The organism is Lebetimonas sp. JS032 (genome assembly GCF_000523315.1).
Taxonomy (GTDB): domain Bacteria; phylum Campylobacterota; class Campylobacteria; order Campylobacterales; family Nautiliaceae; genus Lebetimonas.
In genome coordinates, this window is sequence record NZ_ATHS01000001.1 from 22128 (window position 1) to 47133 (window position 25006).

The following is a 25006-nucleotide window of genomic DNA, read 5'->3' on the forward strand; positions in this document are numbered from 1 at the left end:
TATTTAAAATCTCGGGCTTTTTCCACAGCAGTCTTTATATTTTTTACCGCTTCCGCAGGGGCAGGGGTCATTTCTTTTTACCTTTTTTTTAGCCTGTTTGGCCTCAAATTCAGCTTTAAGTTTTTTGGTCTCTTCATCTAATTCGTTTAATATTTCATCAACATCTTTTTCTTCCATATTTTCAGGTATTTCAGGTATTTTATTTAAAATATCTTCAACCTTTTTACCTTCCACTGCTTTTATAAATTCTGCGATATCAGGGTCAATTTCAGGCATTTGGTATTCAATTTGAAGATTGTGCAGTAATTTGGAACTTTCAACTTTTATTCTTTGAATTAATTCTTCAAACAAGGTAAAACTCTCTTTTTTATATTCAACAAGAGGATCTTTTTGATTATATCCTCTAAGCCCTATTCCTGTTTTTAATATATCCATCATATATAAATGGTCTCTCCAGCTTTCATCAAGTACCTGAAGTAATACCTGTCTTAAAATCCTTTGCCTGTCTTCTTTGCTTGCTTCTTTAAATTTTTCTTCGAATTTGTTTTGTAGTTTTTCTGTTATATAATTTTTTAATGAATCATAATCTTTATTTTTAAGCTCTTCCAAAGAAAAATCAATTCCCGTATATTCTTTCAAATGAGAAATCAAATTTTCATAATTGATGTCGTCTTCCTGCATTTCCGGAAAAACTTCACTCTCATTTAAAATATATTCTACAAAATCCTCTCTCATTTCTTTTATTTTATTTTCAATATCAAAATTTGTATCAAGTATCTGGTCTCTGAATTTATAAATAACTTTTCTCTGTTCATTTGCGACATCATCATATTTTAAAATGTGCTTTCTTGCTTCAAAATGCATACTTTCAACTTTTTTCTGAGCATTTTCTATGGCACGGGAGACTAATTTGCTGTCAATATGCTCACCTCTCTCAATACCGAGTCTTTCCATAATTCTTTTTATTCTGTCACTTCCGAAAATTCTAAGTAAATCATCTTCAAGTGAAAGATAAAACTGGCTTGCCCCCGGGTCTCCCTGACGTCCTGAACGGCCTCTGAGCTGATTGTCAATTCTTCTGCTTTCATGTCTTTCGGTGCCTATAATATATAATCCTCCGAGTTTTTTCACCTCATCGTCTATTTTGATATCAACTCCCCTACCTGCCATATTTGTAGCAACGGTAACGGCCCCCTTTCTACCTGCCTGTGCAATAATTTCAGCTTCTTTTTCATGATGTTTTGCATTAAGCACAGTATGAGGTATTTTTTCTTTTTTCAAGAGCCTGCTTAAATATTCGCTCTTTTCTACGCTTGTAGTTCCTACAAGTACGGGCTGACCTTTTGTATGAAGTTTTTTTATTGTTTTTACAACGGATTCAAATTTTTCTTCTGCCGTTTTATAAACCAAATCGTTTAAATCTTTTCTGATTACCGGCATATTAGTCGGTATTGAAATAACCTCAAGTCCGTAAATTTCTATAAACTCGGTGGCTTCTGTCTGGGCTGTTCCTGTCATGCCTGCCAGTTTTTCATAAAGCCTGAAATAATTTTGATATGTGGTTTCCGCAAATGTTTGTGATTCTTCCTGTATTTCCACACCCTCTTTTGCTTCAAGAGCCTGATGAAGCCCTTCGCTAAATCTTCTGCCTTCGGCAATTCTTCCTGTAAATTCGTCAACTATTAACACCTCGCCTTTTCTTACAATATAATCTTTTCCGTTTTGAAAAAGATAATTAGCCTTTAGGGCCTGGTCAAGATGATGGGCCAGAATGGCATTCTCAGGAGTATATAAATTTTCCACTCCGAAAAGTCTCTCAGCTTCCCTTATTCCCTCTTCCGTAAGTAATACAACCTTGTCTTTTTCATCAACTTTAAAATGCTTATCTTTTACCATTTTTTTGGCAACCTCGTCTGCTTTTAAATAATCTTCAACCCTTTTATTAGCCGGTCCTGAAATAATAAGAGGGGTTCTTGCCTCATCGATTAAAATGGAATCAACCTCATCCACTATGGCATAAAAATGTCCTCTTTGGACTTTATCGTTTATATCAAAAGCCATATTGTCTCTTAAATAATCAAATCCGAATTCCGAATTGGTGCCGTAAGTAACATCACATTCATAGGCCTTTTTTCTTTCACTTTCCTCCATTCCTGAAATTACAACACCTGTAGTTAATCCGAAAAATGAATAAAGCTCTCCCATCTGGGTGGCGTCCCTTTTTGCCAGATAATCATTTACGGTTACCACATGAACTCCCCTTCCAAGCATTGCATTAAGCACAACGGGAAGAGTGGCCACAAGGGTTTTACCCTCCCCTGTTTTCATTTCGGCAATTCTTCCTTCATGCAATACCATTCCCCCTACAAGCTGCACATCGAAATGTCTCATATTAAGTACTCTTTTACTTGCCTCCCGCACCATTGCAAATACATCATTTAAATATTTATCAAGCACAATATTTTTATCTTCTTTTTCCACCTCTTTTAACGCATTTTCTCTTATTTTATTAAATTCGTTTTTTATTTCTTCATCACTCATCTTTTGATATTTATCTTCTAATGCATTTATATCTTTTACTCTTTTAAAATATTTTTTTAGTTCCCTGTCGTTTTTTGTACCGAATATTTTCCTGAACACATGTTTTACCATTAAAAAAGCCTTTGCAAAGTTTTTTGTTATAATAACATATTCTTAAGTGAAAAGTTAAAAATGAAAAGTGAAAAATTAAAGGTGTTTTTATGAAATACATTTTTATCTCTTTTTTATTAATTTGTAATTTATTTTCCTTAAATTTACCAAAAGAATTTAAAGCCAAATTCACCCAGTATATATATTCTAAAGACAAAAAACTGACTTATAAAGGAATAGTTATACTTAAAAACAATGAAATTTACTGGAAATACACATATCCTAATATTAAAGAGATATGGATTAAAGATAAAGTTTATATTTATGAGCCTGATTTAATGCAGGTTACTATTTCAAAAAAAGCGAAATTAAATCTTTTTAAGATATTAAAAAATGCTAAAAAACTTGATAAAAATTTATATGTTGCAATTAATAACAAAAAAGAGATATATTTTATTTATGATAAAACTCTTAAAAAAGCATGGTATACGGATGATATCGGAAACAAGGTTGAAATTTATTTTAAAAAAACAAATAAAAACATTTCTATTCCACCGCTTAATTTTCCAAAAGATATTGATTTTATTTATCAGAATTAAGAAGCATTATATTCCTAAGCGATTTAATGTAACTTTTGGATAAATGCAGCATATTTATCATTATTGCGTTAATTTCGGCACTTACTTTTGAAGTTTTGGAAATCAGTTTGATTATATCGCTTGCCCTTTTATATGATTTGGCAATCTGGTCATATATATTTTCTATTTCCTCATACACATTTTCCCCGTTTAAATATTTTCTGAATAAAATTGTGGCTTTTAAAATCTGATATCTAATATTTTGTAAAAATTCTTCAAGCCCTTCTTCTTCATAAATTTTTTCAATATCTCCCAGCATATCTTTTATGGATTTTACAGCGGTAGCTAGATACATTGTTTTTTTAAACAGTTTTACAATATTTTCATCCTGATTCAGCTGTGATATAAATTTATAAATTTCCCCTTCTATTTCCCTGATTTCATTATACAGTTTATTAAAATCGACATCAATTAATTCGCTGTTTTCTTCTAAAATTTTATCTATAGACTTATCTGTTTTAGAAGGAGGGACAAATATCGCAAGAAGAGCGAAATTGCTGACTTTTTTGGCAAGCCTGTTTATTTCTTTGTTCAAAGCGTCGAGAGCTAAATTTAAAATATTAATGTCAACTGCATTTATATACTTAACAACACTTCTTTTTTTATCTTTTATTATTTTTTTAAGTAATTTTGAATAAAAATCAATAAAAGGAAACCATATAATTACGCCCAAAACATTAAATAACGTATGAAAAAATGCTATTTTTAAAACATTGTCCAGCCCGTTCGTAAAATAAAGGGTAATTTCAACCAGATATTTAATAAAAATAAAAGCAACCACCCCTACACTTATATTAAATAAAACATGAGCTAAAGCAAGCCTTTTTTTATCTGAATTTCCTTCAATAGAACCTATTACAGCGGTAACAGTAGTACCAATATTCGCACCTATTACAAAAGCGGCTGCCATTTTAAAATCAACCACACCGCTAAAAAGCGCACTCTGGATTATTGCAATAGAAGCAGAACTTGATTGAATAATTCCTGTTATTATAAAACCGACCAGTAAAAAAACAATTAAAGGATAATTCTTAAATTCGTTTATATCAATATTTTTAGAAAAACCCTCCATTGCATCTTTCATAATTTCAAGTCCGTAAAACAAAAGTCCTACAGCAAACACTAAAAGCAAAATTCTTTTTATTTTTTCATTTTCTATCAAAATACTAAATCCGCCAAGACCAATAAAAAAATAAAAAAGAGGTGTTAAATTAACTTCAAATCCAAAAACAGCAACTATCCATGCTGTAAATGTCGTCCCTATATTCGCCCCGAAAATCACTGCAACAGCATTTTCCAGATTAATTAACCCGACACCGATTAAAGAAAGAATTATTAAAGTTATAAAAGACGAGCTTTGAAAAAGAGCTGTAAAAAATATTGAAGAAAAAAACGCTTTTATTTTACCGCCTGTGAGTTTATTAATAATTTCTTTAAAGGATTTTGATGAAAGTTTTCTTAAAATATCTTCAAACAGATATATTCCGAATAAAAAAAGTCCAAGACCTGCCAGAGCCTGAAGCATCAGAAATACTTTAAAAATTTTATATGAATAATTCCATTACTTGCAATTATGCATTTATCTTCAAACATATTATATTCGCTTCCTTTTTCATTACTAACCTTGCCTCCGGCTTCACTTAAAATAATAATCCCTGCACTTACATCCCAGGGCTTCAGATTTGTTTCATAATATCCGTCAAATTTCCCTTCAGCCACATAACATAAATCTAAAGCCGCACTTCCAAATCGTCTAATATCCTGGCATTTTGGCAAAATTTTTGAGAGTTTTTCAATCACCCAGTTTAAATCATCCCTGTTTTCAGCACCCGAATATGGAAAACCTGTTGCAATCAATGCCCTCCCAAAATCACTGAATTTACTGACTTCTATTTTTTTACCGTTTTTATATGCGCCGCCTCCAGCCTCGGCATAAAAAAGTTCATCCAAAACAGGATTATAAACAATACCGAATCTTGGTTTTTTTTCTTCATAAACGCCCACACTTATTGCACAGTGAGGAATTTGATGAAAAAAATTGGTAGTTCCGTCAATCGGATCTATTATTATTGAATTGTTAAACTCTTCTTTTGTCGATTCTTCCGCAATAATGGAATAATTAAATTTTGAAAATTTTTCTTTTAAAAACTCTTCTATTTTTATATCGTAATTTGTAACTAAATCTTTTTTACCTTTTAGACTTACTTCTTTAGCCGAATAAAACCCTTTTTTAAATATCTCTCCCGCCTCTTTTATTATTTGAATAAATTTTTCCATAAGAAACCTTTTTAAGAAATTATACAGTTTTTACTATAAAACTTAAAAATATTACTTATTTTAATTTATTCATTACCAATTTAAAAACCATTGCCATTAAACTGACCCAAAAAAGCCCAAGTCCAATTCCTGCTATTACATCACTTAGATAATGAACATTTAAATAAACTCTTGTAAATGAAATTAACAGAGGATAAATTATACACAAAATAAGCAGTATTTTTTTATTCACTTTATCTTTAAAAATTAAATATAAACTAAAAGCAAGTGCTGTACTTAATGTGGCGTGACCTGATGGGAAAGAATAACCTCCTACTTCTATTAAATAATGCGGGGGCCTCGGTCTTTTTACTATATTTTTAATAATTTCAAATAATACCGCCGCACCTGAAACTGACGAAATAAAGAACAAAGCTTTATAATATAATTTTTTAAAAATTAAAAATAAAACTATTAAAATTATAATCATCGTAACTTCCAAAGGATTATCAAGAGATGTTATAAAAATCATTATTTTATTAAGTAAAGGATTGTAAATTTCATGAATATGTGAACTTATGTAAAAATCCCATTTTGTAATTAATTCCAAATCGGTTACATCTTCAAGCATTTTAAAAAAAAGATAAAGCCCGAAAATGTTTAAAATTAAAAGTTTTGTATCTTCTTTTTGAAAAAATTTTTGATAATGTTTGTAAAATTTATATATAAAATAAGCAATAATTGTGGCGGCTAAAACCCCAAGACCGAAATATTTTCCATAAATTTCAAATATATCGCCTAAGAAATATCCGCCCAAAATAAAAACAGACGCCCAGAAAACTCCTGTTAAAATATTTGCAAGAACAAATTTTTTAAAATTAGCCTTATTTGCACCGGCTAAAAATGGGACAATCCAGCGGGTTATACTGGTAGTCCTTCCTATAAAGAGGGCTTTAATTAAATTATCGTTTATTAAAAATTTTATTTTGTTATATTTTTGGGGTGTAATTTTTAATTTTTTAGCATGACTTTTTATATATTCTTCTCCTAATTTCCTGCCTAAATAAAACCCTATTATATCACCTATAAGCAAGCCTAAAAATGCAGTTAAAATAGCTATTTTTAAATCTACAATCCCTTTGTATGCGAAAATCCCTAAAATAACAGTATAAGTTTCCATTGGAAAAAACATTCCCAAAACCGGCAGGGATTCAATAATTGAACCGACAAATAAAACACTAAGCAGTATTAAATTAACTGTATCTTTTGGGAAAACAGACATGTAATTAAAAAATTGTTCAATAAGCTGATGCAGATTCATTTCTGATTTCCTTTAATTTATTTAAATTGAAATGTGTAAATAAAATTAATTGGATAATATAAACAAAAACACCAAAAAGGGGAATTAAAAATAAAGCAGCCAAAATAAATGATAAAACCAAAATAGAAAATTTATATCTTTTTTTAATAGTAAAATATTCTTTTTTATCAGCTATCATCGCTAGTGAATCATAAAAAAGGGGTTCTTTAATTAAAATTACCCATAAAATAAGATGTACCAACATATTTAATCCAGGTACAAACATTAAAGGCAGTGCAATAATAAACAATATAATAAATATAATATTATATTTTAATGAAACAACAACACTTCCTATAAATCTTCCAAAGCCGTTTGTTTTTAGATGATAATATTTTTCATTTATTCTCTCAACAATTTTATCTGCTATAATACCTGCAATCATAACAGATGTTATAATTAAAAGCTCATAATAAAGCAGTATTCCACCTATTGCTTCAACCAAATTGGCTATAAAATTATTAGTTCCTATAAAAGGAATATGAGAAATTATAAAAAGTATAAAATTATGTATTTGAGTGTGAAACACAAAAAACACAACTCCCCAAAAAAATGCCGCAATAATTATTGGAATAAGCGAAGTTAATAATATTTTTTTATCAAACAAATCTTTTATAGATTTTATAAATATTTCAATCATAAATCTCCTTTGTACCTTATTTTTAAAATATTAATAGTTTATACTGAAATGAAAATGAAATTTTTTTCATTATCATTTCATTGGCTCTATTTATAATAAACAAAAAAAAGGTAAAAAATGAAAAAAGCGCTTTTTGCAATAAGTTCACTTGGACTTGGACATGCAACAAGAACACTTCCTGTTATAAAACATTTTGCAAAAGAGTATAAAATTGATATTATAAGCTATGCAAATGCTTTGAATTTCTTAAAAGAGGAACTAAAAGAATATAATAATATTAATTTTATTGAAATTGAGGATTACCCTCCGCTTGAAAGAGGTGATGGAATTTGTTATTACCTTTATTTAATACAAGATTTGATAAAAACAAATTTAATAATAAAAAAAGAAAACAATTTTGTAAAAACCTCTTCGCAAAATTATGATTTTATTTTCAGTGACGGAAGATACGGAATTTATTCAAAAGAAATACCATCGTTTTTACTTTCTCATCAAATATCATTTGCAGTTGATAATTTTTTTAAATATTTTAAATTTTTAAGTGATATAGGTAATATTTTATATTTCAGGAATTTTAATACAGTTTTTATACCTGATTTTGAAGATATCAAATTTTCATTAGCCGGCAGACTTTCCCACAATTATCTAACCAAATTTTTTAATCATAAATACATAGGTATACTCTCTTCTTATAAAAAAATGGACTTGGAAAAAGACATAGACTATCTGTTTGTTATAAGCGGATATCTGTTAGAGAAAAAAGAACATTTTATATCAAAACTTATTGAAGAAGCTAAAAAACTTGAAGGTAAAAAGGTTTTTGTTTTAGGTGATCTTACAAAAAATGAAATTAGACAAATAAAAGAGCATAATATAACAATTTATCCAAATGTAACTAAAGAACTTAGACTTGAACTTTTCAACAGAGCTAAAAAAATAATTTCAAGAACAGGCTATACAACTATTATGGATTTGGTTGAAATTGAAAAAAAAGCAATTCTGTTTCCTACAAAAAACTCATCCGAACAGGAATATCTGGCCAGATATCATAAACATAAAGGATATTTTGTTATTGGAGATGAAGATAATTTTGATTTAACAGAACTTGACGCACAGACTCAAAACATAAAACCTTTTGATTTTCCATCAAAAACAAAAGAAGCCATTAATTTAATAGATAAAACCGTTAAATCGTATTTTAAAAAAAATTTTTTTTCAATTATTATCCCAGTGCATAATGAAGAAAAATATCTGCCAAAAGTTTTTGAAAAATTATCAGAAATTGAATATGAAAATTACGAAATTATTGCAGTTGAAAACGGCTCAACAGATAACAGCTATAAACTTTTAAAAGAATACGAACAAAAAAATAATAAATTTAAAGTTTATAAAAGCAAAAAAGGCATATCTATTGCAAAAAACGAAGGTTTGAAACATATTTCTCAAAACAGCGATTATGTTATTTTTTTAGACTGCGACACATATTTTGAAAAAGATTTTTTAAATGAGCTTAATAATTTTTTAAATAAAAACAGTAATAAACCTTATTATATAGGAACCACTTCAATAAAACCGTCTGATAGTAATTCAATTTATGATAAATTATGGTTTAAAATTTTTGACATTTTTCATAAATTTACTAAAACTTCATATTCTATTCAAATTGCAAAAAGCGATATTGCTAAAAAAATCGGGTTTGATGAAGAACTTAATTTTTCCGAAGATTTAAAATTTATAAAATATTTATTGATCTACGGTGATTTTTTCTTTGTAAATACAGATAAAGTTTATTCATCAACAAGACGTTTTATAAAAAACGGATATTTTAAAACTGTTTTTGAATGGATTTTACAGGCAGTTATGCCTAAAAGCAAAAAAAGAAATAAAGAATATACAATTTACAGATGAGCGAATTAATAAATCATTTTATAAAAATATTAATTGAATACAAAGAAATAGCGTATTTTATTTTATTTTTCGGTTCTATGCTTGAGACCGTTATAGGTTTTTCGTTTTTTATTTACGGAGAAATTGTTTTTTTAAGCGGCGCAATTTTGGCCGGAATGGGAATACTAAATATCTGGATTGTAACATTTGTTTTATATCTTGGAGGGATAGTTGGAGATAATATAAGCTATTTTTTAGGCAGAAAATATGGAATGCAGTTATACTTTTTAAATATTTTATAAACAAAAAAAATTATAAAAAAGGTCTCAAAATATTTAGGCGTTATGGAGCTTTCAGTGCATTTATAGGAAGGCTTTTAGGACCTCTTTCATGGGTGACGCCTTTTATTTTAGGTGTTTATAAACTTGATTATAAAAAATTTCTTCCTTTTGAAACAGCAGGAGTGATAATAGGTATAGGCCAGTTTATTATAATAGGCTATCTTTTCGGCAGACATTTTGAAAAAATTCTGAGCTTTGTTTCAGGATATTTTATATTTGTTGTTTTTATCTTATTGATTTGTCTGTTATTATTTTATTATTTAAAAAAAATAAAATTTTTTCATAATTTAAAAAAACATAAAAATATTTAATCAAATATTTAACAACACATTCTACAGTTTTTTTAATTATTTCCACAATAATTTATTTTTCTTTTCTCTTTTTTATATTTTTTATTAACCAGCCGCATAAAACACATTACAACCCCCATCCGTATAATACTAAATTACTTAAAAAAATAAAATCTTGCAAAAATCTCGGTACATATTACATTGATAATCCAAAACATATAATACAGCCTATAAATATTATTTTAATCTCTAAATTATCTTTAAGTGAAATTCTAAATCATGACTGGATAAAAAACGATATTTTCGGTCATAATCATATCTCTTTTAGAGAATATATTAATCTTTTAAAAGATAAAGTACCGCCAGTAAGTTCATTATATTTTTTAGGTGTGTCTCAAAATTTTGCTTATCAGTATAAAAGTAATTCACTTTCTAAAAGAGAGCATATAAGATTTTGGATTTTTAAAGATAAAAACAGTTCATTTAAAAAATATTATGCAACAATTTCATTTGATAACGGATATGATTTTACTTTTTATCATTATTTTTTCACTCCTATTCATAAAATATCTAAAAATATCGATAAAAGCAGGGATTTTTTCTATAAATATCTAAAATCAAGAAAAGATTTAAATGTTAGTTGTAAATATATTCAGACAAAATGCAAAATAAAAGAGATAAAAGGCGACAATGAAGCAAGTGAAGAGCAGATGTTTTATACAGACGGTAAAATTTTGGAGTGTAATATAAAATGAAACAGATATTTATCCACGCAGATGACTATGGCAATACAAAACATATATCAGAAGTTATATGTAAATGTATAGATGAGGGGGTATTAAATTCTGTAAGTATTATTGTAAACAGTGATGCATTAGATTATTCACTGCAATTAATTAAAAATAAAAACATCAGAAAAGTGCTTCATCTAAACATCACAGAAGGCAAACAGCTTTCAAAACAAAATTTTCATTATTTAACCGATAACAAAGGATGTTTTTTTAGAAGTTGGCAAAGACTTTTTTTTGAATACTATTTTTTATGGAATGAAGATAAAAGAAAAGCTATAAAAGAGGAGATAAAAGAAGAGTTTAAAAATCAGATAATATTGTATTGTCAAAAGCTAAATACAAAAGATATAAATATTGATTCTCATCAGCATTTTCACACAATCCCTTTTATTACAGATATTTTAATTGAATTAAAAAATGAAATGGATATAAAGATTTTAAATATAAGAGTTCCCAAAAGTGATTTCGTAATATCTATTAGTTCATTTGATGATTTGGTAAAATATTTGGGAATACCTGTTTTTGTATTTTTGTTATTAAATAAATTATCAAACAAAATGATTAAAAAATTTCAAAAAGAAAATATAAAACATAATGATAAATTCGTTAATACCCTGTTTTGTGGAGATATGAAACTGAAAACTATCAAAAAAGAGATAAATAATGCAAAAAATTCCAATAATATAGAAATATTACTTCATCCCGGATATATTTCAGAAGAAGAAGCGAAAGAATTTGAAGAGAATCAGTTCAAAAAATGGTATCTGCATAAAAACAGAAAAAAAGAGAAAAATTTATTGTTGTCTAAAGAGTTACAAATTTTTGTAAATAGCTTTAGATACAATTTATAATTTATTTACTTTTAGAAAATTTTTTACAATTTCTTCACAAATAATTACTCCTTTTTCATCTTTTTTAACGTTTTTTATTACAAAATTTATATTTAATTTATTTTGCAACTATAAAATTTTATAAAAAATTTTTGTTTAAATGATAGCAAAATGAATTTAATTAACAAAAATAATTCATTAAAATTTACCTTTATTAAAACGCTTTTTATACCGGCTTTTACGTTTAATAACTTGCATGCATTTAATTACTCACAAACAATGTCAAAACATTATAAAGTCAAAGATTATGTAGTAGAAAAATTTTTATCGCCTGTTTTAATGGATAAAAGTATTTTAAAAATAAGAACATATTATACAAAAAAAGCTCCTTATTTACATATTCACACTATTTTTGTAAAAGAAAACTTTCATAATTTAGGACTATATAATTGGAATAATAGATTTCATTCTTATATAAATATATTAGATAATAAACCATTAATTCTAAAACCCAAAACAATATACTTGATATCAAAAATTAATTTTACAAATAAAAATGATGACATTCCTGATTTAAGAAATTTTACAACCAAAAAATTAAAAAATTATTTGATTCATTCTAAATTTTTATATCATTCTATATCTTATAAAAATTTTCTTTTTTATAGAAATATAATTAGAAAATTAATCAATGATAGATTAATATACCTAAAAAACAAAGAGTTTATATTTTTGGTAGATAGAGGAATTCAAAAAGCCTTTATTTTTAATTATAACAAAAAATATAATAATATTAGCTATATAGGCTCTTCAAAAGTATCAACAGGAAATCCGAGATTAAACAGCAGAAATGACAGATATTTTCAAACACCCATTATGATTATCAATAGAAAAAAATATCTCAGAGGTGACTGGAAGACAGATAAAACAAATTTTCAAGAATATGGAGCAAAAAATAATAGAATTTTTTATTTGGGAAAACACAATATACCTATAGATGATAATTCGCATATTTTTAGAGAAGTGCATTTGGCAATACATTCTACAAATCCTATAGATACTAAATTATTGGGTCACAAAGCTTCAAGGGGATGTATTAGAATTAGTTCTAATTTGGACAAAATATTAAATAAAAGCGGTATTATTGATGGTAAAAAAGGTAAATATGTAATTGTGATAGATTCTTCATTGAAATTAAAAGATAATATCAAACTGATTAAAAAATTTAGATAATATTTATTTCGTTTCTCTTTGAGAATGATTTATTCATCAAAGAGAAACGATTTTTGAAAATGCTTTTAATGCAGTTATTTGATTTTGCGTCTGCGCCACCACAATATTATCATAACAAAAATAATAATAAAAGGAACACCTATAGCTACAGGTAATATTCTTGATGGGACAACTGTTTTTTTAGGTGCTACATAAAAATGCACAATACTACTTGTTAATGGTTTGTTGCTATCAGGCAAAACAGCTGTAACAAAAAGTCCGTAATGACCTGAATTAATCAAACGAATAGTCCAGTTAGTTTGATATACCCCTTTAATAGGTAAACTGGAGATATGAACAGCCTTTTGTGCAGCCCAATCTTCCAAATCTACAGGATGTTCTTTCCCTTTATCTAAATTTACCAATGATAAATAAAGAACCACACCTTTTAGCTCACTTTTTGAGTTATTTGTAATAGTGGAATAAAATGTTGGTTTATCCCCCATTTGTAATGTTTTAGACAATTTTTCCGCTTTAAAATCAATAGAAACACTTTGAGCATACAGGGAAAATGACATAATTAAAAGAAATAAAATAATTTTTTTCATAATAATCTCTCCTTTTTAGTGGTTTTAACGACAATAACAATAGATACAATTGCATATATTAGAATAATTCCCATTCGGATTGCCTGAACAGAAAATGGTTCACTATCAATAATTACAGAATCTAATATATTTATCGCATCACCAAACGGATTTACATAATCCATAATTTTACCAAGCCCTGCTTTTCTCATTACCGGGGAAATAAGTAACGGAGTAGATGAAATAAGCACTATAGCAAGCATAATCATCAAACTGTTTTTCATACTGTTTATAAATTGAGATATTAAAATAGCAACAGATGTATAAATAATACTAAGCATCCAACCAATAAAAAAAAGATATACAAGTCCAACCACAACATTTTGCCCGCTACTTCCAACAGCTACAAAATATGGTAATCCTATAAAAAACAGTAAAAAGTAAAGAAATGATGAAAAAGCAAGCTTAGAAAGAATAATCTGTTTAGCGTCAATAGGGGTTATTAGTAATGTTTCAAGTGTTCTGCGCTCTCTTTCACCTGCAATAGCATCACTGCCGTAAACGGAAGATATAAGCATCATTAAAGCCAGTACAATTCCGCTTATCATATATAATGCCTGTGCATTGTCTAAAAGACTCAATTCCGTATTGGTAACCAAAAGTATAGAAAAGAGAGACAGTATAACAGATACCGCTAAGAAATAAAAAAGACCCTTTACTGAAAAAAACAGTTCCCCAAACTCTTTTTTAATTAAAGTTTTTGAAAAAGACATCATTTTACACCCCCTGTTACTTTAAAATAAAGATACTCCAAAGAACCTTCCAAAGCAATTGCTTGATTGATTTTTATACCTTTACTTAATAAATTTTTTAAAGCGGTATCAGGAGTAATATTGTTAATTTCACATTCTATCCATGACTCTTTTTTATTTATAAAATGAATATTTTCACTTTCACACTCTTTGGGGTTAAAATCCGCATCCGATATTTCATAACGAAATCTATAGTGCTTCTGTTGTGTGCGCTCATGTAAAGCACCCTCATATTGTAAAACACCATTAGCCAAAATTCCTATACGATTACATAAACGCTCAACATCATCCAATATATGTGTTGAAAGTATAACAGTAGTCTTGTTGTTACAATTAATCTTTAAAAGCAGATTATGAATTTCTCTGCGGCCTTTTGGGTCAAGTCCATTGGTCGGTTCATCAAGAATAAGAAGTTTAGGATTGTTTACTAAAGCCCTGGCAAGCCCCAGCCTTTTACGCATTCCCTGAGAATATTCACCAACAATTTTATTATCTTCAGGATCAAGACCGACACTTTCGAGTAAGCTCTTTATTTTTTGAGTGCTTGTATCAACACCATATAAATCTGCAAAAAACTGAAGATACTCTACATTTTTCATCCAGTTATATGCTTCAAAAAACTCAGGTAATGCATTAATCTCCTTACTTAACTTATGTATATTTTTTTCTAATGTTTCTCCATAAAGAGACACCTCTCCTTTTTCATATGGAAGCAAGCCAAGAATTACTCGAATGAGTGTACTTTTACCTGCTCCGTTTGGTCCAAGAAGACCATAAATTTCACCCTGCTTGATACTCATATTTAAACCTTTTAGAACTTCACTGATTCCGTAAGATTTATGTAAGTTTCTAATATTGATTGCATCCATAATATTTCCTTTTATATTTTAATCCTCAGCCGGTATTACATCCACTTTGCTAACAGTTAAATAAGCAACTACTGCTATGATAATGCTTAAGAATATAGTATTTACAACTCCTGCACTAATACCAAAACCTCCATCTACCGGTGCTTGAATTAATAAATCACCTAATGATGCTCCAACTGGTCTTGTAACTATAAATGCAAGCCAAAATGCTGTAACACCGTCTAACATTTTCATATAAAATAAAATACCAGCCAATACAAAAATACCGCCAAATAACATTAAAGAATTTAAGTAACCAAAATTTAAATGTTCAGATACAGTATCGCCTACAGCAGTTCCAAGTGCAAAAGTTATAAGAACTATAAGCCAGTAAAAAATCTCTCTTCTGTCATTTGTGATTTTATGAATAGAAAGAGTTCCTTCTTCTTTGTACCACAAATAAAATCCTGCCAACATAGCAATAGTAAATACCACATCAAGCGTAATTAAACTAACGCCTAATCCATCAACAAGTAAATCTGAGATTAAAGTCCCTTCAATACTCATCATAACTATCAAAAACCAGTATGCAGGTGCATAATATTTTTTTAATTTCAAATCCCAAATAACAGAACCTATTGTAATAACACCCATTAAAATAGTCGTTCCTACCAGTCCAACACCTAAATCCACATTAACAAAATCAGCAACAGTCTCTCCAACTGTTGTAGATAGTATTTTAACTATCCAGAAAAATACCGTTAAACCGGCAACTCTGTTAATTGTTGTACTTGCATTATTCATTTATTCACTCCTTGATTAGATTATTTTCAATAAAAGTTTACAAGGGTAAAATAAATCAAAAATAAATAATAATTTTTTTCATAAAATTACTGTTACTATAGTGCCTTTATTGAGTTGTGAAACAATTTGAAGATTACCGTCAATTAAATTTAAGAAGTTTTTAACAATAGAAAGCCCGAGTCCATAACCTTCTATTTTTTTATTTCTGCTTTCATCAGTTCTGTAAAATCTTTCTGTTATTTTATCTATTTTATCACCAGGTATTCCAATCCCTTCATCCTTAACAATAAAATATACTTTTTTATTTTTTAAATATAATGAAATGTAAATATTTTTCCCACTTGGAGTATATTTAACAGCATTATCAATAATATTTTTAAAAATAGTTTTAATTAAAAAGCAATTTGTTTCTTTTTCAATTTTTTCAAACTTCAATAATTCAATATTTATATTTTTTCTTTGAGCTGTTGAAGCATATTTTTCTATTACATCAAGTAAAATACTGTTAAAATCGCATATTGAAAATGTTTTTTTTACACTATATTTGTCATATTTTGTTATTAACAATAATTCGTTAATTATCGTTTCAATTTTTTGTATTTCAGTTTGTAATGTTTTTAAAGTATTTTTATAATATTCAATGTTTCTTTCTTTTTTTAACGCTAATTCAATGCTCATATCAATTACAGTTAAAGGAGTTTTAAGCTCATGAGAAACATCGCTATTGAATTTTTCAATTCTTTCAATACCGTTTTTTAATCTTTCTATCATATTATTAAAATTATCAACAAGTTCATCTATTTCTTTACCGTTATTTGAAAAATTTATATAAGAATTCAAATTATTTATATTTATTTTTCTTACTGTTTTATTAATTTGTTTTATAGGATTTAAAATTTTATTTAAAATATTATTTGCTAAAAAAATAAAAAGAATTAATAATAACACTTCAAGAAAAATTAAAATAGAGATAAAGCTTTCCATATTATCATCAAAATTATTCTTAGCAATTAAAATATAACGGTTATCATCTTTTAAAGCATAAAACACATCTTCATGACCATTTGTATGCAGGGCAAAAAAATTTTTTTTATTTTTTATACGAGTTAACAAAATTTTATCTTTTATTTCAAACTTCCCAAATTTATAAATTACTTTATTGTTTTTTACAATTAAAAAAGGATATTTAAATTTTCTGTTTTGATAGTTTTCAGAGTTTTCAATTTTTGATGCTTGTGTATATAATTCATTTTTGATATTTGAAATATTTTTTTGTTTTAAAAGGATATAAAAAGAAATTGTAAATATTGTAAATAATATAAATGAAACTAATCCAAAATACAACAGTATTTTTATTTTTATACTTTTATGTTTCAATTTTATAACCTAAACCTTTTATACTTTTTATAAAATTTTTACCAAGTTTTTTTCTTAAATGGTAAATTATTACAGGTACTAAATTACTTTCATTAATTTTTTCATTATTCCATAAATATTCTTCTATCATCATTTTAGAAACATAAGAGTTTTTTCTTTTTACAAGTAACATTAAAAGTTCGTATTCCTGTGCCGTCAAATCAATAATTGAAGATTTTTTTTTAACAATTTTCTTATCTGTATCAATAACAATATCTTTTATGCTAATAATATTTTGTCCGTTTAAAACCATTCTTCTATAAATAGCTTCTATTCTTGCCTGCAATTCCTGAAGGCTAAAAGGTTTGGGCAAATAATCATCAGCACCTGTTTTCAATCCTTTTATTTTATCTTCAATATCACCTTTTGCCGTAAGCATTATAACGGGTGTTGTAATATTTTTTTCTCTTAATGTTTTTAAAACATCAATACCGCTCTTTTCAGGCAGCATCCAATCTAAAATAATAACATCATATTGATTTAGTATTGCCAAATATTCACCATCTGCTCCATTTTGCGCAATATCAATAATAAAGCCTTCCTCCTTTAAATGTTCTTTTAATAAAGAGAGGATGTTTAAATCATCCTCTACAATTAAAATTTTCATTATTGTTTCCTAATTGTCATTATTGTCATTTCCGTTATCATTTTCACTTTCGTCACTGTTGTTGATATTTTCTTTATTGTCCATTTGATCAGAATCATCAACTTTATCAGAAACAACACTTAGTATTTTACCATTACCTGAGTCCACATATATATCTGTAGTTTTATTATTACTAAAAACTTCTGCTTTATACACTAAGTTTCCATCTATATCCTCAAGCTTAATACCAGTTATTTTACCGTTATGAAAACTGTTTTTAATTTTTTTAGCTACATCTAAAGCACCTATTTTTGCATCTTTTTTTTCACTGATTTCTGAACCTGCAATTTGAATGGAACTTTTTATTACTACATCTTTTCCACCATCATCATTTGTTTCAATGTCTCCCGCCATTGCTACACTTCCAACTAAACCTAATATTACCATACTTTTAACAAAATATGAATTTTTTTTCATGTCAAATCCTTTAATGTTTTTTTTATTGCAGCCAAATTATATATCTTCTAAATAAATCAAAAATAAAAAAATAATTTTTATTTGAGTTTTTCTTATAAACAAGAATCATTTAGCACTAATTTAATAGAATCTTTAAATTTCGTTAAAAAAAACAGAATATGAAGGCTTATTCCATTCAAAGTAGTAGCTTTTAAAATATTTTCCTTCAGTAGAGGAGGTTATTCAAAAATTTAAAAGCCCCAGAGCAAGAAATTATTATAATGAATGCTATTAGTATGAAGTTGATTGTCTGCTTTTAATATCATAAAAACAGACAATCGGAAAGTTTTAGAAATTATAAGTCAAATATAATCTATAGTTTTTAACTGGATTTTTATCATATTCAACATCTTCAAAGTGGAATTTTACTCCAAGACCTTTTAGAACATTTTTAAATTTATATGAAGCAATTAAATCATAAGCATTTAGATCTTTTCCACCGTTTAATGTTCCGTTTGAACCTACCATGTAATCAGTATATCTTCCCAAAAGCATTATTTTTTTAGCAAATTTATATTTTAAATTTAAAGATAAAGCATTTACATCTTTTTGATAATTTTCAAGACCTATGATGTCACCTGCGTATGCCCAATTTGATGAAATACCTACACCTGAGACCATACCTTTGTCCTTATTGGCTATCGTATAGCCTAAACTTGTAATAAAACCATTGTATTTTGTCGCCAATTTAAATCCTAAAAGATCTCCACTTACACTGTTATCATTGTCAACATTACTTGAGCCGTATTGGATTCCTGCAAGCATACCAAGACCGGCTGCTTTAAATTTATATTCAGCTTGAGCAAGAGCTACGGAGATATCACCCATATTATCACCTGTTTTGGCTATGGTTGCATTTTTTATTTTTAAATATTGTCCTGTTAGTTTTAAACCTTTTATAGTTTGATTTTGTACTAATGCAGTCCATATACCATCACCCAAAGTATACTTATATTTTGCTCCGTACATAAAAATCTTTTTATCGAATTTACCTACACCTCCCCCATTTGCACCTTTAAAGTTTGTTCTTGTTAAATATTTATCAACGTAACCGACAAATATTTTAGTTTTCGGCAACTCTTTTGTAGTAGCAGTATAACCTTCAAAAGATTCGTGGATTATTCTTGAACCGTTACCTGCAAGAAGAGGAGTTTGAATAAATTGTCTTCCTATTTTAAGCGAACTTTTTTTATATTTATATTTCAAATAAGCCTCTTCCAAGACAGCTCCCGGACCATAAAGATCTGCCTTATAAAAGTTTTTTGCTTCTGAGCTAGCCCAAGGGGAATCACTGCTTTGAAATCTAAAGCCGGCACTAAATCCATAAAAATCACCAGTTACATAATTTAGCATAACACCAAGACTCAAAATACTTTCTTTACCTTTTGAGCCTTTATCTACATTATAATTTATAGCTTTTAACTGGCCTTTAATTTTTCCATTTTTAAACGCATCACTTAAAGAGTCTCCCGCATTTGCACTCATAGCCAATGTTGCCAAAACCACTAAGCTTAAACTTATATTTTTTAATTTCATTTTTATACTCCTTTTACTTTTTTTATTTTTACTGGAATCGCATGTCTTGCATTTGAACCGCATACAAAGTCGCTTGCAGTTTGCATACCAGCAGTCGGATCTAAAAGACCAATCTTGTTTATGTCTACACCGCTTTTTCTTCTTATTATAGCTTTTATCGTTTTGCCATTTATAACAATATTTTCAGCTCCGCTAGCATCTCTTCCAAGGCCATGTTCAACACCTATGCATCCAGGCATTACCCCATTTCTGTATCTCAGATATCCCTTTACTTTTCCATATTCTGATGCAACTTCTACCAAATCACCAAGATTCAGACCAAACTCTTTGGCAGTTTTTGGATTTAGATCTATATATGTTGTAAATCTTATTTCGGCCAGATTATTGCTGTTTGCATCAGGAGTTGCCAACACATTTGATTTAAAAGAAAAAGCTGTTAACGGATACTTGTCTTTAGGATATATTTCGTCATATGTTTTTCCCCCAACTTGTCTTTGCTTAAAAAATTTGATAGTTCCGCTATATCTTTCACCTGTTAGTGAATTTCTTGTAGTACCAACTGTTTCATTATATATTTGTACAGGTTTTTTATATTGATGAGCGAGAAATTCACCTTTATAACTGTCTTCTACATCTTCATATCTTCCCCCTCTAGCCATCACATATGCTGTTTTTCTCCAGTTTTTTCCACAGATTCTTTTAAGTGAAGGGACATAATCTTCTATACCACTGAGCTTTATATCCTCATCAGTTGCATCTGGTACTGGTGTACCATCCATTGCAATATTTTCAAACGCCCTTAAATATATATCCTCAGCTTTATTTAACGGATACCAGTTACCATCATTTCCTTTTATGGCTTTTTCTCCAAAACCGGGAAGTTTTAACTTTTTACCAAGAGCTATCATAAAGCTAATCATTTCTATTGGTTCCCCGTTTTTAAAAGTAGCTTGTTTTGGCTTTACAACAGGAAACCTCAACGTATTACATTTAGTTAAATAACCATTCCATACATGCACAATTCCCCAAGTCTCATAAAGGACAGAATCCGGCACGATATAATCAGCATATTTGGATGTGTCATTTATAAATGGGTCAACTGCAATAAAAAGAGGAATAGATTTTTTTGGATCAGCTAAAAGCTCTTTCATTTTACTTTCTGAACCACTTGTCCCATATAAAAAGTCAGAACTATTAGTTATTAATACATCCAACTTATAAGGATAACCTTCGGCACTATTATTTAATATATGATGTGAAAGCTGGCTTGTAAATGGAAACCAATTCCCTTTTGCAGGATATGGATTTTCACCTTTGGCTAATTTATTTTTATACTCATTTGTTTTTTCATATGACATTCTTGCTCTATCTATTCTTGTAGCTTTTATATTCGGTTTTCCTTTATATGCAAAAAGATTATATTTTTTACCTATAAAATCTTTATAAGCTCCTCCGCCTGCACTCATTCCGCCTTTATAGTTTAAGCTTCCCACCATTGCACCTAACAACATTACAGCATAAGCTGTATAAAAACCTGTAGTATGCATTGTGCCTCCATGACAGTCAACACTTGCTTTTCTGCCATGAGTAACAAGTTTTTTCGCTACTTCCTGCATAGTTTCTATACTAACTCCGCACTCTTTGGAATACTCTTGCAAACTTAATTCATTTACATTTTCTTTTAACTCATTAAAAGAAGTTCTTACACTGTATGTTTTTCCTTTGTATTCAACACTGCCTTTAAAATCAAGCACTGCCTGAATCACATCATTTGAAGATTTTAAAGTATTGTCAGTTGCATCTAAAACCAAAGGAATTTTGCCATCTTTTAGTATTTTTCCAAACCCATCTTTATCTTGAATTATTAAATGTGCAGCATTTGTCCAGGAAACATCATTCAATGCTTTCATAGCTTTTGCTGAAGGCATAGATAGATATTTTTTATTATACATTTTATTATTTATAATAATTTGTAAAACTCCCATTACAAATGCCAAATCAGTTCCGGGCTTTATAGGTATCCAATGACTTCTTGATCCGGCTGATATCATATCACTATTGCCTTGCATCGGAGATACTATAGTATAGTCTATATTGCCTTCACTTCTAGCACGAGCTAAAAGCTTACCTTGTCTTTTAAAAGGATTGCCTGCTTGCCCCGGAGGTGTTCCAATACTAAGCAGATACTCGGTATTTTCAAAATCAGGCTTTAAATGTGGATATTTTTTAAAATTACCAAGATATGCTGCTTCTCCGGCTCTCATGGATAAACCGCAAGTTGCACCATGACCCGCCCAATTACAGGTACCGAAAGATTTTAAAAATCTATTTACAACTACTTTAAATCTTCCTTCATGAGTAGTGCCAATAAAACATAACCCGTTTGATTTGGGTCCAAATACAGGCTCATCAGGATTGATAGGAGTTTTAATGTCTCTTACATCTTTCAATCCCTTCACATGTCCTTCTCCAAAAAGATTACCACCATTTACTATTTCATCTATAAGTTGCTCAATTTCAATCTCTTTCCATTTGTTTTCACCCCTTTTTCCAACTCTTTTTAAGGGTTTTAAAACTCTAAATTTATCATCTATTTTATCAAAGACTGCATTACCTCTGGCGCATACATTGGATCTATATTTTTCAAATTTACCATTTTGGGACAATATTTCATAACTTTCTTTTATACTTGTATTATACGGTAACCAAGGATCACTTGAGAGAAGATTATAAGGGTTGCCAAAAACTCTGAGTACTTTATCAGTTTTTTTATCTATTTTTACTCTAACACCGCACTGAGTTACACAACCTATACAAGTCGTGGGACAGATTTTAAAATCATCATTAGGCACGAACTGATCATTTACATAACTGTACTCTGGCTTGTAAGAATTTCCATAAATAGGATCTTTTGCTTTTTCACCATCCGTTGACATTGTCACAGCTTGTTTTAAAGTCTTTTTATAGCCCACAATAGAAGCAGAAGCTGCTACAGCAGATGTTCCAATTAAAAAATTTCTTCTTTTTTTATCCATTTTGCACTCCTTTATAACTATCTCTCATTTCTTCATCCCATGGAAAAATCACTGCAAATATTGAAATCGCTGCAATAACAAATGCAAAATTTGATGCAACTGACATTATGCTATCCGGTCCAAAAACTGGAGATATATACTCCATAAATCCGGGCACTGTTTTTGGTAGCTCTTGTCCTCCTATGACTAAAGTTTCCCTAAACATCCATCCTCCAACAGCTGAAGCAATTGCTGCTAATGAAACTAAAAATAGTGACTTTCTTAATAAAGTTAATCCTATAATTGCAGGTATAATATAACATATAATATATTCGCCAACTACCTTGCTTAAATGTAAATCAAAATATTTAAAAAGTATATATTTGTTTGATCCATTAAACGGCATTGCAAAACTTAACCAAAATACGTGTACAAGAAGTTCTATTAAAATAAACCAGGCTAAAAGGTTGGCAAGACTTTCGATCATCTTTCTGTCAACTTTCATTTTCTCTGAAAAGAATTTTTGAAAAATTATTAACAAAATAATCAAAACGCCTATACCTTCTACCAGCGCAGAAGTAAGAAATAAAACAGGCATCAATGGCGTATGCCATAATGGAACAGCATGAACAACTCCTATAATATAGCCGGTATAAATTTCCAAAGCCATAGCTAATGGAATACCCGCAGCAGCAAGAAAATATAAAATCTTATTATCCTTATTATCTATGTTTTGTGAAACTCTGCCCAAAGTTAAAATTTTATAAAACATTCTGCCTGCTGCACCAGAGTTTTCCATTCTTTTAAGAAAATATGGACGATAAAATGTCAGTATTGTTAAAATAATGAGTCCAGTATAAGACATAAGTATCAATACTCCCCATTTCATTGGTGATGTAGGAAAGTGTCCCCATCCATAAAGGAAAAAATTTATCAAACGGCCGGGTTGCTTTAAATCATCAATAAGATTCAATGGAGCCGCCACAATAAATGCAAATGCTATCAACAATGAAAATCCGGCAATGGGACGATACTTTTTTATACCAAATACAATAGCCAAGCTAAAAATAATAAAAGCAGCGGCTGAAGTACTCGTAAACCAAAAATAGTTAGGAATATCAAACCCCCAAGCTCTGTCAGGAGTAACTGAAGCTAATGTGGTTATTATTTGTGTTTCCATTTTACACTCCTTTTTCTGGATAAATAACCCATTCTTTTTCTAAAATTTTTAATTTAGAACGCACCCAATCATCAAGGACAGGCGTCGCATCCAAAACTTCTACAAGTCGATCATCCAAACCAATATAAAACACCTGGGGTTTATTGCCTTGTTCAGGTTTTAAAACATCGTGTGAATAAGTATTAAAAAGCTTTGAAACTTCTGAATTTTTATCATTCAAATCACCAAAAATTCTTGCTCCCCCCACACATGTTTCAACACATGCCGGTAATAGCCCTTTATCAACTCTTTGTGCACAAAAATTACATTTATCTACTACTTTTGTCTCTGTATTGATAAATCGTTTATCATAAGGACAAGCTTCTACACAGTATCCGCACCCCCAACAAACAGTATTATCAACGACAACAATTCCATCTTCTCGTTTAAATGTTGCTCCTGTTGGGCAAACACTTACACAAGAAGGCTCATCGCAATGATTACATAGTTGAGGCAAAAATCCTTTCCTAACATCTGGAAATTCTCCAATCTCCATCTCGGGAACATACGTTCTATGCTGTCCTTTAGGAACTTGATTTTCCACCATACATGCTGCTGTACAAGCTTGACAACCTATGCATTTTCTAAGATCTATAACCATTACAAAATGTTTACCTTTTTGACCAATATATTTTGGGTCATCTTTATCTCTACCAGGGATTTTTAAAGAAAAAGCATTTGCGTCAGATGCTGCTACCATAGCAACCGCTGTTGAAGCAATTCCTTTTTTAATAAAATCCCTTCTTGATTTTTCTTTAGGCATATTTACTCCTTTTTAAGAATTCAAACAAT

General features: G+C 29.0%; 22 protein-coding genes. 6 read left to right on the forward strand and 16 right to left on the reverse strand.

Features of this window, described 5'->3' with window-relative positions:
- Positions 1-3: 3 nt before the first annotated feature.
- Positions 4-2652 (reverse strand): preprotein translocase subunit SecA, encoded by a 2649-nt coding sequence (gene secA / locus DZ65_RS0100115; protein ID WP_024790459.1) that lies wholly within the window; start codon positions 2650-2652, stop codon positions 4-6.
- 89 nt (positions 2653-2741) lie between these two features.
- On the opposite strand from secA, the gene lolA reads away from it, so the two are divergent.
- Entirely contained in the window at positions 2742-3230 is a 489-nt protein-coding gene (gene lolA / locus DZ65_RS0100120) for a LolA-like outer membrane lipoprotein chaperone (RefSeq protein WP_024786687.1), read from the forward strand.
- On the opposite strand, the gene DZ65_RS0100125 is transcribed toward lolA, so the two are convergent.
- The 4 genes from DZ65_RS0100125 to DZ65_RS0100140 are packed head-to-tail and all read right to left on the reverse strand — an operon-like array spanning position 3214 to position 7525.
- Positions 3214-4794 carry a Na/Pi cotransporter family protein gene (locus DZ65_RS0100125; protein ID WP_024786688.1) on the reverse strand — a complete coding sequence of 527 codons (1581 nt, stop codon included), beginning with the start codon at positions 4792-4794 and terminating at the stop codon, positions 3214-3216. The two genes, lolA and DZ65_RS0100125, sit on opposite strands and share 17 nt — an antisense overlap.
- Entirely contained in the window at positions 4794-5546 is a 753-nt protein-coding gene (locus DZ65_RS0100130) for an inositol monophosphatase family protein (RefSeq protein WP_024788967.1), read from the reverse strand. The genes DZ65_RS0100125 and DZ65_RS0100130 overlap by 1 nt, the downstream gene beginning before the upstream one ends.
- A 55-nt stretch (positions 5547-5601) precedes the next feature.
- Entirely contained in the window at positions 5602-6846 is a 1245-nt protein-coding gene (locus tag DZ65_RS0100135; protein WP_024786689.1) for a bifunctional DedA family/phosphatase PAP2 family protein, read from the reverse strand.
- On the reverse strand, positions 6824-7525 hold the full coding sequence (locus DZ65_RS0100140; protein WP_024786690.1) for an EI24 domain-containing protein: 702 nt from the start codon (positions 7523-7525) through the stop codon (positions 6824-6826). Before DZ65_RS0100140 ends, DZ65_RS0100135 begins: the two co-directional genes overlap by 23 nt.
- A gap of 117 nt (positions 7526-7642) precedes the next feature.
- On the opposite strand from DZ65_RS0100140, the gene DZ65_RS10260 reads away from it, so the two are divergent.
- The 5 genes from DZ65_RS10260 (at position 7643) to DZ65_RS0100175 (ending at position 12897) form a co-directional block, all read left to right on the forward strand.
- The gene (locus tag DZ65_RS10260; protein WP_024786691.1) at positions 7643-9433 is read left to right on the forward strand and encodes a glycosyltransferase; all 1791 of its coding nucleotides are present in this window, start codon (positions 7643-7645) and stop codon (positions 9431-9433) included.
- Positions 9430-9714 carry a DedA family protein gene (locus DZ65_RS0100150; RefSeq protein ID WP_024786692.1) on the forward strand — a complete coding sequence of 95 codons (285 nt, stop codon included), beginning with the start codon at positions 9430-9432 and terminating at the stop codon, positions 9712-9714. Before DZ65_RS10260 ends, DZ65_RS0100150 begins: the two co-directional genes overlap by 4 nt.
- Before the next feature lie 529 nt (positions 9715-10243).
- Positions 10244-10798: an LssY C-terminal domain-containing protein gene (locus DZ65_RS10510; RefSeq protein ID WP_255327390.1), complete on the forward strand. Its 555-nt coding sequence runs from the start codon at positions 10244-10246 to the stop codon at positions 10796-10798.
- Entirely contained in the window at positions 10795-11685 is an 891-nt protein-coding gene (locus DZ65_RS0100165; protein ID WP_024786695.1) for a ChbG/HpnK family deacetylase, read from the forward strand. Before DZ65_RS10510 ends, DZ65_RS0100165 begins: the two co-directional genes overlap by 4 nt.
- Positions 11686-11835: 150 nt before the next feature.
- Positions 11836-12897 (forward strand): L,D-transpeptidase, encoded by a 1062-nt coding sequence (locus DZ65_RS0100175; RefSeq protein WP_024786696.1) that lies wholly within the window; start codon positions 11836-11838, stop codon positions 12895-12897.
- Between the two features lie 74 nt (positions 12898-12971).
- Here DZ65_RS0100175 and DZ65_RS0100180 read toward each other — a convergent pair whose 3' ends face one another.
- The 11 genes from DZ65_RS0100180 to dsrO form a co-directional block, all read right to left on the reverse strand.
- Positions 12972-13484 (reverse strand): hypothetical protein, encoded by a 513-nt coding sequence (locus DZ65_RS0100180; protein WP_024788970.1) that lies wholly within the window; start codon positions 13482-13484, stop codon positions 12972-12974.
- Positions 13481-14239 carry an ABC transporter permease gene (locus DZ65_RS0100185; RefSeq protein ID WP_024786698.1) on the reverse strand — a complete coding sequence of 253 codons (759 nt, stop codon included), beginning with the start codon at positions 14237-14239 and terminating at the stop codon, positions 13481-13483. Before DZ65_RS0100185 ends, DZ65_RS0100180 begins: the two co-directional genes overlap by 4 nt.
- Positions 14236-15144, reverse strand: a complete 909-nt coding sequence (locus tag DZ65_RS0100190) for an ABC transporter ATP-binding protein (protein WP_024790464.1) — start codon at positions 15142-15144, stop codon at positions 14236-14238. The genes DZ65_RS0100185 and DZ65_RS0100190 overlap by 4 nt, the downstream gene beginning before the upstream one ends.
- A gap of 18 nt (positions 15145-15162) precedes the next feature.
- Positions 15163-15927 carry a membrane protein gene (locus DZ65_RS0100195; RefSeq protein WP_024788971.1) on the reverse strand — a complete coding sequence of 255 codons (765 nt, stop codon included), beginning with the start codon at positions 15925-15927 and terminating at the stop codon, positions 15163-15165.
- A 78-nt stretch (positions 15928-16005) separates the two neighbouring features.
- Complete coding sequence (locus tag DZ65_RS0100200; RefSeq protein WP_024786701.1) at positions 16006-17304, reverse strand: cell wall metabolism sensor histidine kinase WalK; 1299 nt, start codon at positions 17302-17304, stop codon at positions 16006-16008.
- Entirely contained in the window at positions 17294-17950 is a 657-nt protein-coding gene (locus DZ65_RS0100205) for a response regulator transcription factor (protein WP_024786702.1), read from the reverse strand. Before DZ65_RS0100205 ends, DZ65_RS0100200 begins: the two co-directional genes overlap by 11 nt.
- Before the next feature lie 9 nt (positions 17951-17959).
- On the reverse strand, positions 17960-18406 hold the full coding sequence (locus DZ65_RS0100210; protein ID WP_024786703.1) for a PepSY domain-containing protein: 447 nt from the start codon (positions 18404-18406) through the stop codon (positions 17960-17962).
- A 327-nt stretch (positions 18407-18733) separates the two neighbouring features.
- Complete coding sequence (locus DZ65_RS10270) at positions 18734-19981, reverse strand: OprD family outer membrane porin (RefSeq protein WP_024786704.1); 1248 nt, start codon at positions 19979-19981, stop codon at positions 18734-18736.
- A gap of 2 nt (positions 19982-19983) precedes the next feature.
- Complete coding sequence (locus DZ65_RS0100220) at positions 19984-23016, reverse strand: molybdopterin dinucleotide binding domain-containing protein (protein WP_024791096.1); 3033 nt, start codon at positions 23014-23016, stop codon at positions 19984-19986.
- Entirely contained in the window at positions 23009-24175 is a 1167-nt protein-coding gene (gene nrfD, locus DZ65_RS0100225) for an NrfD/PsrC family molybdoenzyme membrane anchor subunit (protein WP_024786706.1), read from the reverse strand. The genes DZ65_RS0100220 and nrfD overlap by 8 nt, the downstream gene beginning before the upstream one ends.
- Before the next feature lies 1 nt (position 24176).
- Positions 24177-24977 carry a sulfate reduction electron transfer complex DsrMKJOP subunit DsrO gene (dsrO, locus tag DZ65_RS0100230; protein ID WP_024786707.1) on the reverse strand — a complete coding sequence of 267 codons (801 nt, stop codon included), beginning with the start codon at positions 24975-24977 and terminating at the stop codon, positions 24177-24179.
- Between the last annotated feature and the right edge of the window lie 29 nt (positions 24978-25006).